The organism is Nocardiopsis endophytica, assembly GCF_027706725.1.
GTDB lineage: Bacteria > Actinomycetota > Actinomycetes > Streptosporangiales > Streptosporangiaceae > Nocardiopsis_A > Nocardiopsis_A endophytica.
Window position 1 is genome coordinate 15653 of sequence record NZ_JAQFWQ010000043.1, and the last position, 17187, is coordinate 32839.

The following is a 17187-nucleotide window of genomic DNA, read 5'->3' on the forward strand; positions in this document are numbered from 1 at the left end:
GACCGACCGGAGAGCCGTTCCAGTCGGCCCCGTTCAGCGCCCGTGCCGGGCCCTGCGGGTCCACCACGCGGGTCACGTCCGCCATCGGAGCCCTGACCGGCGCCGCGCCCTTCGGCGGTGGGCCGGGGGAGGCCCGCCGGAGGCGGCCACGCCCGCCGAGGGCCCCACCACTCCAGCGGACGTCATCGGGCCCACCCCGCCCGGTGCTCGGCGACGGCCGTACCGGGCGGGCGACTGCGCACCGGCGGCATCGCAACCTCTGCGGTACCGCATCCGTAAGGTGCTGTTCGGGGTTCGGCGGTGTCCCGCCCAGGAGCGGCCCTCCGGTGGACCCAGTGGACACATTGGTCCGGAGTCCCATTGGTCTCGGGGAACCCGTGCAGCATCGGAGGCCGACGGCGGCCACGCCGGTCATGCGTCGCCCCCGCTTCGGTCGCCGCCGCCGTCGGCGGGGTCCGCGTCCTGCTCCGCGTCCCCGCCCTCTCCCGGGGCCGCCAACGGGCGTACGCCGCCCTCGTCGGACTCGTCTCCCAGGGACACGCCCGTCATCGCCGAGCCCAGCCGTTCGGGGGTCACCCGACCCGGGTCGGCCTCGGCGACGAGCCGTCCGCGCAGGATCACCAGCAGCCGGTCACTCATCCCGATCAGCTCGTCCAGGTCGGCGGAGACCAGCAGCACGGCCAGCCCCTCCGACCGCGCCCGGCGCAGGTGCTCCCAGATCGCCGCCTGCGCGCCCACGTCCACCCCGCGGGTCGGGTGGGCGGCCAGCAGCAGCACCGGGTCGCCGCTCATCTCCCGCCCGACGATGAGCTTCTGCTGGTTCCCGCCGCTCAACGCGTCGGCGGCGGTGTCCACCCCGGGCGTGCGCACGTCGTAGTCGCGCACGATCCTGCGGGTGTCCTCCCGCGCCCCGTCGGCGTCGATCAGCGCCCCTTTCGCGCTGGGCGGCCGCGTCTGGTGGCCGAGCACCCGGTTCTCCCACAGCGGCGCCTCCAGCAGCAGCCCCTGCCGGTGCCGGTCCTCCGGGACGAACCCGACCCCCGCCTCGCGCACCGCCCGGGTGGGCAGGCCGGTGATGTCGGTGCCCATCAGCTCCACCCGCCCGGCGGCGGCCGGGCGGATGCCCATCACCGCCTCGATCAGCTCCGACTGGCCGTTGCCCTCGACCCCGGCGATGCCGACGATCTCGCCCCGCCGCACCCGCAGCGACACCCCGTCCACGGCGGCCCGCCCGTCCGGGGTGCGCACGGTCAGCCCGTCCACCTCCAGCGCCGCCTCCTCGGCCGCCGTGGACGCGCGCAGCTCCGGCACCGGCAGCGACCCGCCGACCATGAGCGCCGCCAGCTCCCGCGCGGTGGTGCGCGCCGGGTCCACCGTGTCCACGGTGGTGCCGCGGCGGATGACGGTGACGGTGTCGGCGACCCGCAGGACCTCGTCCAGCTTGTGCGAGATGAAGATGACGGTGAGCCCTTCGCGCTTGAGCTCGCGCAGGTTCTCGAAGAGCTCGTCCACCTCCTGGGGCACCAGCACCGCCGTCGGCTCGTCCAGGATGACGATGCGCGCGCCCCGGTAGAGCACCTTGAGGATCTCCAGGCGCTGGCGGTCGCCCACGCCGAGCTCCTCGGTGAGCGCGTCGGGGCGCACCCCGAGCCCGTACTGCCCGGACAGCTCCTCGACCCTCCGCCGGGCGCGCGCCCCGATGCCGTGGGCGGCCTCGGCGCCCAGCACGGTGTTCTCCAGCACCGTGAGGTTGTCGGCCAGCATGAAGTGCTGGTGCACCATGCCGATGCCGCTGCGGATGGCGTCCGCCGGGGAGGAGAGCGCCACCTCCCGCCCGTCGACGCGCACCGTCCCCTCGTCGGGCCGGTGCAGCCCGTAGAGGGTCTTCATCAGCGTCGACTTGCCCGCGCCGTTCTCGCCCACGATGGCGTGCACGGTCCCGGCCGCCACCTCGATGTCGATGTCGTGGTTGGCCACCACGCCGGGGAACCGCTTGGTGATCCCCCGCAGCTCGACCGCCGGAGGGGGTTGCCCCCCGGCCGCCTGCGCCCTGCCCATCTTCCTCCCGTCGGTGCTCCGCTCCGCGCCTTCCGGGCGCGGACGGGGTCCCCGTCCGCGCCCGGTGCCCGTCAGGAGGAGGAGACCTCGATCTCCCCGTCGATGATCTGCTGCTTGGCCTCTTCCAGCTCGTCGCCGATCTCGCCCATGGCCTCCTCGTTGGAGTCGGCGTAGTCGACGCCGCCGTCGGACAGGTCGAAGCGCTGCACGCCGGACTCCACCTCGCCCTCGGCCACGGCGGAGACGAACTCGAACACCGCGGTGTCGATGCGCTTCATGGCGGAGGTGACGACCAGGGGCTTCTGCGCGTCGGTGGCGCTCTCGTACTGGTCGCTGTCGACGCCGATGAAGTACTTCTCCTCCTCCTCGGCGGCCTCCAGCACGCCGTTCCCGGAGGCCCCGGCGGCGTGGTAGATCACGTCGGCCCCGGCGTCGTACTGGCTGCGGGCGGCCGACTTGCCCGCCGCGGGGTCCTGGAACCCGCCCATGTCCGGGGGCTGGCTCAGGTACTGGGTCTCGATCTCGATGCCGTCGTCGACGTGCTCGACCCCGGCGGTGAACCCGGACTCGAACTTCTCGATGAGCGGGGTCTGCACGCCCCCGACGAAGCCGACGTGGTCCTCCTCGGTGGTGTGCGCGGCGGCGACCCCGGCCAGGAAGGAGGCCTCCTCCTCGGCGAAGACGAGGCTGGTGACGTTGTCGAGGTCGTCGATCTCCTCGTCGACGATGGCGAAGTGCACGTCCGGGTAGTCCGGGGCGACCTCGCGCAGCGGCTCGGCGTAGGCGAAGCCGACCGCGATGACCACGTCGAAGTCCTGGTCGGCCATGAGGCGCAGCCGGTCGACCTTGGCGCTGTCGGGCTCGTCCTTGCTCGGCTCCAGGTCGTTGACCTCGGCGACGCCCAGCTCCTCCTCGACGCGCTGGAGCCCGCGGTAGGCGGAGTCGTTGAAGGACTTGTCGCCGCGTCCGCCGATGTCGTAGGCCAGGCCGACGCGCAGGTCGGAGGCGGAGCCGCCGCCCCCTTCGCCGCCGCCCTCCCCGTCGCCCCCGGAGCCCCCGGGGTCGTCGCAGGCGGACAGGGCGAGGGCGAGGGTCCCGGCCGCCACGGCGGCGGCGCCCCTGGCGGCGATCGTGCGTCTCACAGTTCATCTCCCCTTCGAGCACCGCGCCGACCCGGTTCGCGGGCCGGCCGCCGGGCCGTGAAACGGCCGGGCTATGCCGCCGGACGATATCCGTTTAGGGGAATTGCCACCATTAGCACCGGAAAGGTTGTTACGAAGGCGAGAGGAGAGTGTTGTCGGAATCCCGGAAAAACGTCGGATGAATGTCGTTCCGTCACAAGGACGGGCCGCGCGAATACCGTCCGCGATTCAGCCGAATCAAGACGAAACAGGGAGGAAACGGAAACGGCTCCCCTGGGCCCCGGGCCCACCGCGGCGACGGTGCGCCCCGCCCCCGAAACGCCCGGAAGCCCGGCCGCTCCGCCGGTCCGGCGGGGAAGCGGTCCGGCAGGGCGGGGCCCACGGGCGGAGCCGGACGCCCCCGGGCCCACGAGCACGAGAAAGGGCGGTGGAACGCCCGCTCGGCTTCACCGAATACGGACGTTCCACCGCCCTCATTCATCTCCTGGGCCACACGGTTCACATGGGGCACGGCGGGGTCGGCCCCCGGAGCCGAGAAGAGGAGGCGACGGGAAGGGCAGGCGCCGCCCCGAAAGACGGCGGCGGCCTCTCAGAGCCTTCCGTTTTCAGGACCCTCCGCTGCCCGCGGGCTCCTCCACCGCCAGGAAGTCCAGCACGGCCTCCTTGAGAGCACGCGCCGACACCGCGGTCGCATGGTCCCGCTTGGGAATCCGCACCACCCCGGCGCCGCAGCGCTCGGCCAGCTCCTCCACGTCCTCGGCCACGGCGTCCCGCTCCCCCGCCGCGAACAGGATCGGCGCACCCGGCACCGGGTCGGGGGTGAACGGCCGCGACGCCTGCCCCCGCGCGCAGGCCGCCAAGGCCTCCAGGTCGTTGCCGGGCAGGGTGCCCGCCACCCGGTACAGCTTCCCGAACGGCGAGTCGTCCCGCTCCAACGCGTGCAGGTCGGCCCCGGCGAAGGGGTCATTCGGGCCGAACCCCGCCAGCACCAGGCGCCGCACCCGGTCGGGGTGGCGCAGCGCCAGCTCCCAGGCGTTGCGCGAGCCCATCGAGTACGCGACGACGTCGACCCGGCCCGCGCCCACGGCGTCCAGGACGTGCACCACGTCGTCGGCGATCCGCTCGGGCGTGTAGGCGTCGTCCTCGTACGGCTTGCCGCTCCCGCCGTGCCCGCGCAGGTCCGGGGCGATCGTCGCGCGGCCCTCCAGGGCCGCGGGCCACCCGGTGCGCACCCAGTTCATCTCGTGGTTCGACCCGAACCCGTGCAGCAGCAGGACGGGGGGCGCCCCGCCCGCGGCGGCGGGGTCGCCCTCGACCGCGCACCGGATGGGCACCCCTGCGGGGAAGACCTGGTCCATCACTCACCGTTTCCCTGTGTCACTCCTCCGGCGGGCGCAGGCGCACCCGCCGCCGCGGCGGCTCCTCCTCCGTCGGGACGCGGCCCACGATCCCCGACTGGGCCCCCGCGCCGCCCTCCCCGGCCGGGACCTCCACCACGAAGGTGACCAGGGGCGCCCCCACCTGGACCACCTCGCCCTCGGCCGCGTGCAGCCGGGCGACGGTGCCGCCGTGCGGGGAGGGGATCTCCACCGCCGACTTGGTGGTCTCCAGCTCCACCAGCGGGGCGTTGCGCTCGATCGCGTCGCCGGGGGCGGCCAGCCACTCCAGAACGGTGGCCTCGACCAGCCCCTCGCCCAGGTCGGGCAGGGTGAAGGTGCGCTCGGTGGTCTCGGTCATGGGCGCTCGTACTCCAGGGTCCTCTGCACGGCGGACAGGATGCGGTCGATGGTGGGCAGGTACTGCGGCTCCAGCGGCCCGGCCGGGTAGGGCACGTCGAACCCGGCCACCCGCTCCACCGGGGCGGCCAGCGCGCCGAAGGCGCGCTCGGTGACCAGCGAGCCGACCTCCGCCCCCAGGCCCGCGGTCAGCGGCGCCTCGTGCACCACCACCGCGCGGCGGGTGCGGGACACCGAGGCGGCCAGCCCCTCGGCGTCGATCGGCTTGAGCCAGCGCAGGTCCACCACCTCCAGCTCCACCCCGTCCTCGGCGGCGTACTCGGCGGCCTGCAGGCACCGGTGCACCATGGCCCCCCACGCCACCAGCGTGGCGTGCCGCCCGGGGCGGAGCACGCGGCTGCGGCCCACCGGCATGTCGCCCGCCCCGGCGGCGGTGTCCACCGGGCGGCGCTCCCAGTAGCGGGCCTTGGGCTCCATGTAGACGACGGGGTCGTCGCAGCGCACCGACTGCACCAGCAGCCGATAGGCGTCCTGCGGGTCGGAGGGCGCGCACACCTTGAGCCCGGGCACGTGGGCGAAGAGCGCCTCCAGGCTCTCCCCGTGGTGCTCGGGCGCCTGGATGCCGCCGAAGCTGGGCAGGCGCAGGGTGACCGGCATCGGGGCGGCGCCGCGGCTGCGGTAGTGCATCCGGGCGAGCTGGTTGACGATCTGGTCCACGGCCGGGTAGGCGAACCCGTCGAACTGCAGCTCGGGGATGGGCCGCCAGCCGTTCATGGCCAGGCCCACCGCCATGCCGACGATGGCGGACTCGGCCAGCGGGGTGTCGAAGACGCGCTCGGCGCCGAAGTCGCGCTGGAGGCCGTCGGTGACCCGGAAGACGCCGCCGAGGGCGCCCACGTCCTCACCGAAGACCAGGGTGTCGGGGTCCTGTTCGAGGACGGTGCGCAGCGCGGCGTTGATCGCCTGCTGCATCGACATCTCACGGGTCACGGCCCCGGCGGCGGGGCCGCGGGCGGCGCCGGCCGCCTCGGTCATCGTGCCGGTCACGGGCGGACCTCCTCGTACCAGACGCGCTGCTGCCGGGCGAGCTCCTCGGTGGGCTCGCGGAAGACGTGGGCGAACAGGTCGGTGCCGTCGGGCTCGGGGGCCGTGCTCACCCCGTCGCGCACGGCCTCGGCGCGCTTGCGGGCCTCCTGCTCGGCCTGTTCGAAGAAGGCGGCGTCGCCGCTGCCGTCGGCCTCCATGCGCGCCCGCAGGAGCGTCAGCGGGTCGCGGTCGCGCCAGGCGCGCTCCTCCTCGGCGTCCCGGTAGCGGGAGGTGTCGTCGGAGGTGGAGTGCGGCTCCACGCGGTAGGTGAGCGCCTCGATGAGGCTGGGGCCCTGTCCCGCGCGGGCGCGCTCCAGCGCCTGGGCGGTGGCGCGGTGGACGGCGGCGGCGTCGTTGCCGTCCACCGCCGTGCCCGGCATGCCGTAGCCCTGGGCGCGGGCGGCGACCGACCCGCCGGCGACCTGCCGCTCGTTGGGCACCGACAGGGCCCAGCGGTTGTTCTGGCAGAAGAACACCACCGGGGCCCGGTAGACGGCCGCGAAGTTCATGGCCTCGTGGATGTCGCCCTCGGAGCTGGCGCCGTCGCCGAAGTAGGCCATCGCGCAGCCGGTCCCGCCGCGCAGCCGCTCGCCGACCGCCCAGCCGACCGCGTGCGGCACCGGGCCGCCGACGACCGCGTTCAGGCTGGAGAATCGGGAGGCCATGGGGTCGTACAGGCCGCCGTGCCACAGGGCCCGGTGGCTGGCCATGTAGCCGACCATGTCCACGCCCAGTGCCAGGGCCACGCCCATCTCCCGGTAGGTCGGGAAGGCGAAGTCGCGCTCGGCGTCGAGCGCCGCCGCCCCGGCGACCTGGGCGGCCTCCTGCCCGCGCAGCGAGACGTAGGCGGGGAAGACGCCCTGGCGCTGCAGGGCGATCGCCTCCTCGTCGATGCGCCGCGCGGTGAGCATCTCGCGGTAGCAGCGCCGCGCGAGGTCGGGGCCGAACCCCGGGTGGGGGTCGGGCCCGGCTGGGGTGGGGCTCGGCGTCGTCATGAGGGGCGGCTCCCTTGTCACCGGCATGACCTACGGTGTCGGCGTCGGCGGGTCGGTGTCGCTTTCGGTGCGCCGGCCGTCCGCCCGGGACGGTCGGCGACGTATCGGTCCACGTGCCCCGATTCTGGACACGGGATCGACAGTTGCGCTAGATATCGCGGCAAAGTCGAAACAGCGGCGGACGAAATCGGCGTTTCGGTTCGTGATCGTCTAACGCCAGGCGACGGAAAGGGGCCACGGACGGGGGTGGGGCGAGACGCCGCGGGATGGGCGCCGGGGGGTCACAGGTCGGGGAAGGGGTCCTCGGGCAGGCCGTCGTCGGCGATCTCTGCGTCGCAGGCGTTGATCACCGAGACGTACTCCTCCTCCACCTCGAAGGTGTGGCCGCCCAGCTCGAAGGCGGGGATGAGGTTGGTCTCCACCGGGCCGATGCGCACCCCGCGCGGGAAGACGTGCCAGATGCGCTTGGGGCGGGTACGGCTCCAGAACCGGTTGGAGAGCACCGTGACGGCCGAGTCGGTGACCACGAACACGAAGAAGACCGTCTCGTTCCACGAGGCCGGGAAGATGTAGCGGATGTCCTCGCCCGCGGGCAGGAAGCCGCGGACACGCTCACGCACTTCGGCGGGGACCGGCATGGCCCCTCCTCTCCCGGGGGCGGCCGTCCGCACGGAGCGCGGAAGGGGGCGGCCGCCGTCCCATGGTAGGCGGGGCCCAACCGTTCGGCCCCGTCTCACCGGTCAAGACGATAATGGACGAAAACGTCTCATACCTGGTACTTCGTTTCTGAGCACCCGCACCCATGGAGACGCCGCATGGCCCACGGGGACACCCGACCCGGACCAGACGCCCCGCCCGACGCCGAAGCCGTGAACGGCGCCGACGCCGAGCCCGACCGCCCCCGCGCCGCGGCCGTACCGGACCGCTCGCGCGCCCGCCCGCGGCGCGCCGCCCGGCTGCCCGACGCCACCGACGAGGTGATCATCTCCGCCCTGGCCGAGGACGCCCGCACCGGGATCACCGAGATCGCGGCGCTGGCCAACGTGTCCCGCGCGACCGCCTACAACCGCATCAAACGCCTGACCGACGACGGCATCATCCGCGGCTACTCGGTGATCGCCGACCACGCCCGGATGGGGCTGGGCGTGACCGCCCTGGTCCTGATCTCCGGCAGCCAGCCGGACTGGAGGGCCAATCGGGAGGTGCTGTCGTCCTACCCGGAGGTGGAGTACTGCTGGTACGTGGTGGGGTCGGCCGACATCGTCCTGCTGGTGCGCGTCGCCGACACCGACCAGCTGCGGGACCTCATCCTGACCCGGCTGCAGTCGCTGCCGGGGGTGACCGCGACCCAGACCCTCACCGTCATCGACGAGGTGGTGCACCGCCCGGTCGTCCGCCCGGCCGAGGACTGACGGCGGGGCACCGCCCGCGGACGCACGCCTCCGGCCCGCTCCCGGAGGCGGCCGCCGCCCGCCCGTACGCCCTCACATCACCCGGGCGACGGCCTCCTTCAGCGCCTCCAGGTGGCCGTCGGCCTCCCGCCGCACGTCGTCGATCTCGTCGACCACCGGCAGCACGACCTCCAGGTACGCCTTGAGTTTCGGCTCGGTGCCCGACGGACGCAGCGTCACGCGCCCGCGCGCGCCGCCGCCCAGCCGGTAGCGCAGGGCGTCGGTCGGCGGCAGTCCGCCCGCCCCCGGGGCGAAGTCCTCGACCCCCTCCACCTCCAGCGGCCCGAAGGCTCGCGGGGTGCGGTCCCGGAGCCGCCGCATGGCCCCGGCGATCCGGGCCGCGTCGTCGGTCCGCAGCGACACCTGGGCCGTGCGGTGCAGGCCGTAGGCGCGCGCCTGGTCGTCCAACAGGTCGAGCAGGGTGCGTCCGGCGCGCTTGGCGCGCGCGGCGATCCCGGCCAGGACCAGGGCCGCGCCGATGCCGTCCTTGTCCATCACCGGGCGGCCGTCGTCGCCGCCGATGCAGTACCCCAGGGCCTCCTCGTAGCTGAACACGTTGCGCTCGCCGGGGCCGCCCGCACGGACCAGCCACTTGAACCCGGTGAGCGTCTCGGCGCAGCGCACGCCGTACGCGGCGGCGATCTTGGGAAGCAGCCCGGCCGACACGATGGTGGTGGCCACCACCCGGTCGGGGCCGGAGGTGCCGCGCAGCACGTGCTCGGCGATCAGGCCGCCCACCTCGTCACCGGTCAGCAGCCGCCCGCCGGGGACGCCCACGGCGAGGCGGTCGGCGTCGGGGTCGTTGGCCAGGACGATGTCGGCGCCGACGCGCTCCCCTTCGGCCATGGCGGCGTCCATCACCCCCGGCTCCTCGGGGTTGGGGAAGGGGGCGGTGGGGAAGTCAGGGTCGGGCTCGTCCTGCTCGGCGACGCCGTAGGGGGCGGGCAGGCCGGCGGCGGCGAAGGCGGCGCGGAGCACCGGGCCGCCGACGCCGTGCAGGGGCGTGTAGCAGACGCGCACGTCGCGGTCGTCGCCGATGGGCAGGGCGGCCAGGGCGGCGGTGTAGTCGGCGGTCAGCCCCTCGGGGGCCGGGTCGACGGCGGTGCCGAGGGGCAGCTCGTCGGCGAAGGGGGCCCGGTCGATGGCGGCGGAGATCTCCGCGTCCGCGGGCGGGATGATCTGCGCGCCCTCTTCGCCGGGCGCGGCGCCGCCGGCGGTGCCCTGGAAGACCTTGTAGCCGCTGTCGCGCGCAGGGTTGTGGCTGGCGGTGACCATCACCCCGGCGGCGGCGCCCAGGCGGCGCACGGCGTAGGCGAGCAGGGGGGTGGGCAGCGGGCCGGAGAGGAGGACGGGACGGCACCCGGCCCCGGCGAGGACCTCGGCGGTGGCGCGGGCGAAGTCGGCGGAGCGGTGGCGGGCGTCGTACCCGACGGCGACGACGGCGCCGGGACCGGCCCAGTCGGCGACCCCGGCGGCCGCGCGCATGGCCACGGCGGTGTTCATCCGATTGGGCCCGGCTCCGAGCTCGCCGCGCAGGCCAGCGGTGCCGAACTCCAGGTGGGCCCCGAACCGGTCGGCGAGGGCCGCGTCGTCACCGGAGTCCAGGAGGGCGACGAGCTCGGCACGGGTGACGGGGTCGGGGTCGTGGGCCAGCCATTCGCGGGCACGGTCGCGCAGGACGGCCGTGGTCTCCTCCATGCGAACGCCTTTCTTACGCAGAGGGTGCGCCCCGGTCGCCCGGGCGTTGGCCAGCCTACTCCGCAAGCCTTGAAGGAGAACGGCCGTTGGACCCTAGCGAGAGGGATACGCCAGCGAACACACCGAATCGCCGGGCGCGGCCTGCCGCGCCACCCCAAGGCCGCATGGCCGCAGCAGCCGGCCAGCCGCCTACTACGGCAACCCCGCATACGCGGGGCTCAGGTTGCGATCTGGAGTTCACCGACGCAACAACGCGGTCCATCCCCGCGTACGCGGGGCTCAGCGCTCATCGCCCCCCGGCCCGGCGAGGACGCCCGGTCCATCCCCGCGTACGCGGGGCTCAGGAGTACGACGCGCACGAGACCGTGCACGCGACCGGTCCATCCCCGCGTACGCGGGGCTCAGCGCTCACGGGACGCTGAGGCTAAGCACAACGACGGTCCATCCCCGCGTACGCCGGGCTCAGGCGCCGTGGGCGGCGCTCCTCACGCGCGGCGCCGGTCCATCCCCGCGTACGCGGGGCTCAGCTGTAGTTTCCCTTTCTCCTGATGAGGCGCGCCGGTCCATCCCCGCGTACGCGGGGGTCAGACCGCCGACCACGGCGGCGACCTGTTCGTGGACGGTCCATCCCCGCGTACGCGGGGCTCAGAGCGAATGACCTGCTGAGACGTGAGGCGTTACCTTCCTGCAACCTCTCCTCGGCGACCGAGGCCTCAGAGCTTGGCGACCACGCCCGCAAGCAGGTCCCCGAGTCCGGAGGCGGCCTCGCGGCCGGTCTCCAGGACCTCCTTGTGGTCCAAGGGCTGGTCCGACAGCCCCGCCGCGATGTTGGTGACCAGCGAGATGCCGAGCACCGACGCCCCAAGGGCGCGGGCCGCGATCGCCTCCAGGGCGGTCGACATGCCCACCAGGTCGGCCCCGAGCGCGCGCAGCATGCGGATCTCGGCCGGGGTCTCGAACTGCGGGCCCGGCATGGCCGCGTAGACACCCTCGGGCAGCGAGGGATCGACCTCGTGCGCCAGCGCGCGCAGGCGCGGGTCGTACAGGGTCGTCAGGTCGACGAACTCCGCACCGGTCAGGGGTGAGCGGGCGGTGAGGTTGATGTGGTCGGCGATGAGGACCGGGCTCCCCACCGGCACGTCCGATCGCAGGCCGCCCGCAGCGTTGGTGAGCACCACGTTCTGGGCGCCCGCGCTGACGGCCGTGCGCACCGCGTGCGCGACAGCGTCGGTGCCGTGCCCCTCGTACAGGTGGGTGCGGCCGAGGAAGACGAGCACCTCGCCGCCGCCGGAGCTCACGGCGCGCACCGTCCCGGCGTGCCCAGTGACGGCGGGCGGTGGGAAGCCGGGGAGGTCGGTCACGGAGACCTCCTCGACGGTCTCCCCCAGCGCATCGGCGGCCGGTCCCCAGCCCGAGCCCAGAACGACGGCGGCGCGGAAGGAATCGGTACCGGTGCGCTCGCGCAGTGCGTCCGCGGCCTCTCGGGCTCTGGCGATGGGATCGGTGCTCACGGGTCGCGTTCTCCTCACGGTGGTCCGGGTCGTCGCGACCGCCCGCATGACGGGGCCGGTCGCGGGTGTGCCGCTTGGGGCATCCTTTCCCGTACCGACGGTCGAAGGCAATGGTGGCCGCTCCGGGCGCCACGTGTGTCGCGGAGGGAGGCGACGACGAAGGCCGGCGGCCCTCGTCGCAGCGTCGTCGGCCGTGAGGCGTGTACGTGGCCACCGTTGATGGCGGCGACGGCGAGACCGGGGCGGTTCCCCGGCCCTGCCTGCCGTCCGGCAGGCCGCGAGCGGTCCGGGCAGCGGCGCGACCGGGAGGGCGCGTGGTCACCCGCGCTCGTGGCGGCCGCCGCCCCGGCGCCCCCACCCCGGCGATGATCTCGACAAAGGTGCTGCCAAAACCGCCGGAATGACAGCACCTTTGTCGAGATCATCGCCGAGGGGGCCGCACGGGCGGCACATACCGGGCATACCGGACAGTAGGCGAAGGGGTCGGGCATCCCGCGTCGTGAAATCGACACTTTTCGGCAGATCAGGTGTCGATATCACCACCCAATTCGCCCCGGCACCGCCCGCCCCCGCCTCGGGACCTCCCGGATCGCGAGAAGCCCGCCGGCTGGCAGGCAGGGCCGGGGAACCGCCCCGCTCACTCCGTCGCCGCCGAACACAGCGACCACCCACACGCGCCACACCCGACAGCGCTGCCACACGGGCCGCCGACCTCTCCTCGCCGCCGCCAGCCACCCCACACCCCGGCGACCCGCCACCCGGCCGGAACCCGCAAGCGGGGAACCAGCCCAGCCGCCAGCCCACCCGAACCGCGAGGAGCCTGGCGGACGGCAGGCAGGGCCGGGGAACCACCCCGCTCACTCCGTCGCCGCCATCAACGACGACCACCCACACGCGCCGCACCCGACAGCGCTGCCCCACGGGCCGCCGACCTCTGCTCGTCGCCGCCAGCCACCCCACACCCCGACAGCCCACCGCCCGGCCGGAACCCGTAAGCGGGGAACCAGCCCAGCCGCCCGCCCACCCGAACCGCGAGAAGCCTGGCGGACGGCAGGCAGCACCCAGGAACCGCCCCCTCTTGCCGTCGCCGCCATCAACGACGACCACCCACACGCGCCACACCCGACAGCGCTGCAGCAACGGCTCCGCCCCGCCCCCGCTCACGTCAAGGGCATCGACAGCACGTGCTGCACGCCCGCGTCGGCGCCCAGGTAGCGGCGGCCCGTGTCCTCGAAGCCTCCGGCGATGTACGCCCTGTACCCCGCAGGGTTGGCCGCCTTCACCGTCGCCAGGATCTCCTCCGCCTCAGGGACGGCCTCGCGGGCCAGCGGCGGCAACAGGCGGCAGGCCCGGCGCGCCACGCCCTCCCCCTGCCATCGGACCTCGATCAGGAACGACCTCAGCATCACCGCCCGCTCCGGCGCCGCGGTCAGGCTCGACCCGTCGCCGGGCACGATCCCCGTCCCCGACGGCACGGACCTGTTGAGGATCCCGAAGCCCGCCGTCTCGCCGTCCACCAGGACCGCGAAGGGCACCTGCCCGGGATCGGCGTCGGCCTTGGGCAGCGTCGCCACCGGCGGATCCACGAACCTGCCCTGCCCCGGCGCCAAGCGCAGGCCCAGGACCTCGGCGCGGACGCGGGTGATGCGCGCGATCCGCGCGTCGGCGCCGGTCGGCGCCTCGCCCGTCGCCTCACCCGTCCCCTCGACCGCTGCCCCGCCCTGCGGCTCGTCCGACGCCCCCGCCAATGCCTCGTTCGCCGGTTCCCCCGACGCCCCCGACAACGCCCCGTCCGACGCCTCGATCGCCGGTTCGTTCGCCGGCTCGTCCAGTCTGTCCAAGCGGAGCAGCTCTACCGCGCCGCGGCGCGCCGGGGCTCCGGGTGCGCCGGGCATCGTCTCTCTCCTCCAGGTCTGCTCGCCGGGCCGTGGCGGCCAGGCCGATCCGAACGGCGGCTCAGGTGCCGACCGGGTGCCACACGGTCTTGGTCTCCAGGAACGGCCGGATACGGCTCAACCCCGGATCGGCCTCCCACTCCACCGCCGGATCCGGCCGCAGCACCCGCTTCAGGGTCTCGGCCGCCGCCTCCTCCAGGTCGGCCGCCGACTCCCCCGCCCCGGCCAGGTCCAGTGCGTTCACGTCGGCGTGCGCGGCCAGCGGCGGGGCGAGCTCGGCGGTGCGGCCGGTCAGGATGTTGGCCACCCCGCCGGGCAGGTCGGAGGTGGCCAGCACCTCGGCCAGCGCCACCGCGGGCAGCGGCGCGCGCTCGGAGGCGACGAGCACCGCCGTGTTGCCCATGGCGATCACCGGCGCCAGCACCGACACCAGCCCCAGCAGCGGGGCCTCCTGCGGCGCGAGCACCCCCACCACCCCGGTCGGCTCGGGCGCGGAGCGGTTGTCGTAGGGTCCGGAGACCGGGTTGGATCCGCCGAGCACCTGGGCGGCCTTGTCGGTCCAGCCCGCGTAGTACACCCACCGGTCGATCGCGGCGGACACCTCGCGCTCGGCCTCGGGGCGCCCCGCCCCGGTGGCGGCCGACAGCTCGGCGGTGAACTGGGCCCGCCGCCCCTCCATCATCTCCGCCGCCCGGTACAGGATCTGCCCCCTGTTGTAGGCGGTCCGCCCCGCCCACCCGGGGAACGCCTTGCGGGCCGCGGCCACCGCGTCCCGGGCGTCCTTGCGCGAGGCCATGCCCGCGTTGGCCAGGTGCTCTCCGTCCGCCGACGCCACGGGGTAGGACCTCCCCGACTCCGATCGCGGGAACGCCCCGCCGATGTACAGCTTGTGGGTCTTGCGGACGGCGACGCGCGGCGCCTCCGCCCCGTCGTGCCGGTGCTCAGGCAAGGTAGGCCTCCAGTCCGTGGCGCCCGCCCTCCCGGCCGTAGCCGGACTCCTTGTACCCGCCGAACGGGCTGGCCGGGTCGAACCTGTTGAAGGTGTTGGACCACACCACCCCGGCGCGCAGCCGCTCGGCGGTCCACAGCATCCGCGACCCCTTCTCGGTCCACACCCCGGCCGACAGCCCGTAGGGCGTGTTGTTGGCCTTGGCGACCGCCTCCTCGGGGGTGCGGAAGGTCAGCACGCTCAGCACCGGCCCGAAGATCTCCTCCCGCGCGACCCGGTGCGCCTGGGTCACGCCGGTGAAGACCGTCGGGGGGAACCAGTGGCCGCGCTCGGGCAGCGGGCACGGCGGCGACCAGGCCTCGGCGCCCTCGGCGCGCCCGGTCTCGGCCAGGGCGCGGATGCGCTCCAGCTGGGCGGCGGAGTTGACCGCGCCGATGTCGGTGTTCTTGTCCAGGGGGTCGCCGAGCCGCAGCAGGGCCATCCGGGCGCGCAGCCGGTCCAGGAACTCCTCGGCGACCGACTCCTGGACGAGCAGCCGCGACCCCGCGCAGCACACGTGCCCCTGGTTGAAGAAGACGCCGTTGACGACGCCCTCCACGGCCTGGTCCAGGGCGGCGTCGTCGTAGACGATGTTGGCGCCCTTGCCGCCCAACTCCAGGGTGAGGCGCTTGCCGGTCCCGGCGAGGGTGCGGGCGATGCCCCGGCCCACCTCGGTCGAGCCGGTGAAGGCGACCTTGTCGGCCCCCGGGTGCGAGACGAGCAGCCGGCCGGTCTCCCCGTCGCCGGTGACGATGTTGACGACGCCCGGCGGCAGCTCCGCCTCCTGGCAGACCTCGGCGAACAGCAGTGCCGACAGCGGGGTGGTCTCGGCGGGCTTGAGCACCGCGGTGTTGCCCGCCGCGAGCGCCGGGGCGATCTTCCAGGCGAGCATCAGCAGCGGGAAGTTCCACGGCACGACCTGCGCGCACACGCCGACCGGCCGGGGGTCGGGCCCCATCCCGGCGTAGGCGAGCTTGTCGGCCCACCCGGCGTGGTAGAAGAAGTGCGCGGCGGCCATGGGCACGTCGAAGTCGCGCGTCTCCTTGATGGGCTTGCCGTTGTCGAGGGTCTCCAGTACGGCGATCTCGCGGGCCCGCTCCTGCAGGATGCGGGCGATGCGGAAGAGGTACTTGCCGCGCTCGGCGCCGGGCAGGTCCCGCCACACGGTGTCGTAGGCGCGCCGTGCGGCGGCCATCGCCCGGTCGACGTCGGCCTCCCCGCAGACGGCCACCTGCGCCAGCGGCTCCTCGTCGGCGGGGTTGGCGGTGGTGAGGTGCTCGCCACTCTTGGCGGGCGCGAACTCCCCGTCGATGAACGGGTCGTAGGCCTCGCGCAGCCGCACCACCGAGCGCGACTCGGGGGCGGGCGCGTACTCCAGGGGCTGTCCGTCCAACCGCGAACCCTTCCTGCTCGTGCTCATGCTCGTGCCGCCGCCGGTGGCCGACACGCCGCCGCCGGCAGCCGACGCGCCGCCGTCGCCCGGTGCGCCGTCCGCACCGCCGGCCCCGTTCCCGCCCTCCGGCGCCGGAGGCCTGTCCTCGCTGCTCATGGGTGGCCGCCTCAGTCGATGGTGAAGTAGTCGGGACCGGCGTAGGCGCCGGTGCGCAGCTTGGAGCGCTGCATCAGCAGGTCGTTGAGGAGGCTGGAGGCGCCGATCCGGAACAGCGCCGGGTCCAGCCAGCGCGGCCCGGCCACCTCCTGCACCATCACCAGGTTGCGGATCGCGTCCTTGGCGGTGCGGATGCCCCCGGCGGGCTTCACGCCGACGGCGCGGCCGGTGGCCGCCAGGTTGTCGCGGACGGCCTCCAGCATCACCAGCACGACCGGGGGCGTGGCGGCGGGCGCCACCTTCCCCGTGGAGGTCTTGATGAAGTCGGCGCCCGCGCCCATCGCCAGCCAGGAGGCGCGGCGCACGTTGTCCAGAGTGGCCAGCTCGCCGGTCTCCAGGATGACCTTGAGGTGGGCGCCGCCGCAGGCCTCCTTCACCGCGGTGATCTCCTCGTGGACCTTGCGGTAGTCCCCGGAGAGGAACGCGCCGCGGTCGATGACCATGTCGATCTCGGTGGCGCCGTCGGCCACGGCGCGGCGGGTGTCGGCCAGCTTGGCCTCCAGCGGCGCGCGCCCGGAGGGGAACGCGGTGGCGACCGAGGCGACGCCCACGCCGCTGCCGCGCACCGCCTCGGAGGCGACGGCGACCAGGTCGGAGTAGACGCATACGGCCGCGGCCGACGGGGCGTCCGGGTCGTCGGGGTCGGGGCGGCGGGCCTTGGCCGCCAGCGCGCGCACCTTCCCGGGGGTGTCGGCGCCCTCAAGGGTGGTCAGGTCGACCATGCGCACGGCCAGGTCGAGCGCGGCGGCCTTGGCGGTCGTCTTGACCGAACGGGTGGCCAGCCCGGCGGCGCGTTCGCGGGCGCCGACCTCGTCCACACCGGGCAGGCCGTGCAGGAACTCGCGCAGGGCCCGGTTGGTGGGGGCCTGCTCGGCGGCGATGGCGGTCTGGGGCACGGTCCACCTCGTGAGCGGTCGTCGTGAGCGGTTCCTCGTCGTCGGCCGGGGATCGTCCGGCCCTCGCCTGGGGCCACCCTAACGCGCGGGCGACGGGCGGCCGCCCCGCGCCTGCCCCGTGC

Annotated in this window: 14 protein-coding genes; 1 reads left to right on the forward strand and 13 read right to left on the reverse strand. The window is 74.5% G+C overall.

Going from position 1 to position 17187, the window contains the following annotated elements; all coding sequences use genetic code 11:
• Positions 1-411 precede the first annotated feature (411 nt).
• The 7 genes from O4J56_RS15975 to O4J56_RS16005 all read right to left on the reverse strand — a co-directional run bounded on the left by O4J56_RS15975 (position 412) and on the right by O4J56_RS16005 (position 7655).
• Positions 412-2058, reverse strand: coding sequence for an ABC transporter ATP-binding protein (locus tag O4J56_RS15975; protein ID WP_270686603.1), 1647 nt, complete (start codon positions 2056-2058; stop codon positions 412-414).
• A gap of 71 nt (positions 2059-2129) precedes the next feature.
• Positions 2130-3200 carry a BMP family lipoprotein gene (locus O4J56_RS15980; protein ID WP_270686605.1) on the reverse strand — a complete coding sequence of 357 codons (1071 nt, stop codon included), beginning with the start codon at positions 3198-3200 and terminating at the stop codon, positions 2130-2132.
• 605 nt (positions 3201-3805) lie between these two features.
• Positions 3806-4558, reverse strand: a complete 753-nt coding sequence (locus O4J56_RS15985; RefSeq protein ID WP_270686606.1) for an alpha/beta fold hydrolase — start codon at positions 4556-4558, stop codon at positions 3806-3808.
• Between the two features lie 19 nt (positions 4559-4577).
• Positions 4578-4937, reverse strand: coding sequence for a biotin/lipoyl-containing protein (locus O4J56_RS15990; protein WP_270686607.1), 360 nt, complete (start codon positions 4935-4937; stop codon positions 4578-4580).
• Positions 4934-5971, reverse strand: coding sequence for an alpha-ketoacid dehydrogenase subunit beta (locus tag O4J56_RS15995; RefSeq protein ID WP_270686645.1), 1038 nt, complete (start codon positions 5969-5971; stop codon positions 4934-4936). Before O4J56_RS15995 ends, O4J56_RS15990 begins: the two co-directional genes overlap by 4 nt.
• An 8-nt stretch (positions 5972-5979) precedes the next feature.
• Positions 5980-7017, reverse strand: a complete 1038-nt coding sequence (locus O4J56_RS16000) for a thiamine pyrophosphate-dependent dehydrogenase E1 component subunit alpha (RefSeq protein WP_270686608.1) — start codon at positions 7015-7017, stop codon at positions 5980-5982.
• Positions 7018-7298: 281 nt separating this feature from the next.
• A complete protein-coding gene (locus tag O4J56_RS16005; RefSeq protein ID WP_270686610.1) occupies positions 7299-7655 on the reverse strand; it encodes a hypothetical protein in 357 nt (118 codons plus the stop codon).
• A 177-nt stretch (positions 7656-7832) separates the two neighbouring features.
• Here O4J56_RS16005 and O4J56_RS16010 point away from each other — a divergent pair, with 177 nt between their 5' ends.
• Complete coding sequence (locus tag O4J56_RS16010) at positions 7833-8429, forward strand: Lrp/AsnC family transcriptional regulator (RefSeq protein ID WP_270686611.1); 597 nt, start codon at positions 7833-7835, stop codon at positions 8427-8429.
• 72 nt (positions 8430-8501) lie between these two features.
• On the opposite strand, the gene O4J56_RS16015 is transcribed toward O4J56_RS16010, so the two are convergent.
• The 6 genes from O4J56_RS16015 to deoC all read right to left on the reverse strand — a co-directional run bounded on the left by O4J56_RS16015 (position 8502) and on the right by deoC (position 17065).
• On the reverse strand, positions 8502-10166 hold the full coding sequence (locus O4J56_RS16015) for a phospho-sugar mutase (protein WP_270686613.1): 1665 nt from the start codon (positions 10164-10166) through the stop codon (positions 8502-8504).
• A gap of 713 nt (positions 10167-10879) precedes the next feature.
• A complete protein-coding gene (locus tag O4J56_RS16020) occupies positions 10880-11677 on the reverse strand; it encodes a purine-nucleoside phosphorylase (protein WP_270686615.1) in 798 nt (265 codons plus the stop codon).
• A 1160-nt stretch (positions 11678-12837) separates the two neighbouring features.
• Positions 12838-13572, reverse strand: coding sequence for a GNAT family N-acetyltransferase (locus O4J56_RS16025; RefSeq protein ID WP_270686617.1), 735 nt, complete (start codon positions 13570-13572; stop codon positions 12838-12840).
• 61 nt (positions 13573-13633) lie between these two features.
• Positions 13634-14521, reverse strand: a complete 888-nt coding sequence (locus tag O4J56_RS16030) for an aldehyde dehydrogenase family protein (protein ID WP_270686619.1) — start codon at positions 14519-14521, stop codon at positions 13634-13636.
• Entirely contained in the window at positions 14514-15980 is a 1467-nt protein-coding gene (locus O4J56_RS16035; RefSeq protein ID WP_270686647.1) for an aldehyde dehydrogenase family protein, read from the reverse strand. Before O4J56_RS16035 ends, O4J56_RS16030 begins: the two co-directional genes overlap by 8 nt.
• A gap of 140 nt (positions 15981-16120) precedes the next feature.
• Complete coding sequence (deoC, locus tag O4J56_RS16040) at positions 16121-17065, reverse strand: deoxyribose-phosphate aldolase (protein WP_270686620.1); 945 nt, start codon at positions 17063-17065, stop codon at positions 16121-16123.
• Between the last annotated feature and the right edge of the window lie 122 nt (positions 17066-17187).

Bases quoted from the DNA above. Each gene is read 5' to 3' on its own strand.
- O4J56_RS15990 (WP_270686607.1), bottom strand. From the start codon at position 4,937: ATGACCGAGACCACCGAGCGCACCTTCACCCTGCCCGACCTGGGCGAG.
- O4J56_RS16005 (WP_270686610.1), bottom strand. From the start codon at position 7,655: ATGCCGGTCCCCGCCGAAGTGCGTGAGCGTGTCCGCGGCTTCCTGCCC.
- O4J56_RS15985 (WP_270686606.1), bottom strand. From the start codon at position 4,558: ATGGACCAGGTCTTCCCCGCAGGGGTGCCCATCCGGTGCGCGGTCGAG.
- O4J56_RS16015 (WP_270686613.1), bottom strand. From the start codon at position 10,166: ATGGAGGAGACCACGGCCGTCCTGCGCGACCGTGCCCGCGAATGGCTG.
- O4J56_RS16025 (WP_270686617.1), bottom strand. From the start codon at position 13,572: ATGCCCGGCGCACCCGGAGCCCCGGCGCGCCGCGGCGCGGTAGAGCTG.
- O4J56_RS16035 (WP_270686647.1), bottom strand. From the start codon at position 15,980: ATGAGCACGAGCAGGAAGGGTTCGCGGTTGGACGGACAGCCCCTGGAG.
- O4J56_RS15995 (WP_270686645.1), bottom strand. From the start codon at position 5,971: ATGACCGAGGCGGCCGGCGCCGCCCGCGGCCCCGCCGCCGGGGCCGTG.
- O4J56_RS15975 (WP_270686603.1), bottom strand. From the start codon at position 2,058: ATGGGCAGGGCGCAGGCGGCCGGGGGGCAACCCCCTCCGGCGGTCGAG.
- O4J56_RS16010 (WP_270686611.1), top strand. From the start codon at position 7,833: ATGGCCCACGGGGACACCCGACCCGGACCAGACGCCCCGCCCGACGCC.
- O4J56_RS16000 (WP_270686608.1), bottom strand. From the start codon at position 7,017: ATGACGACGCCGAGCCCCACCCCAGCCGGGCCCGACCCCCACCCGGGG.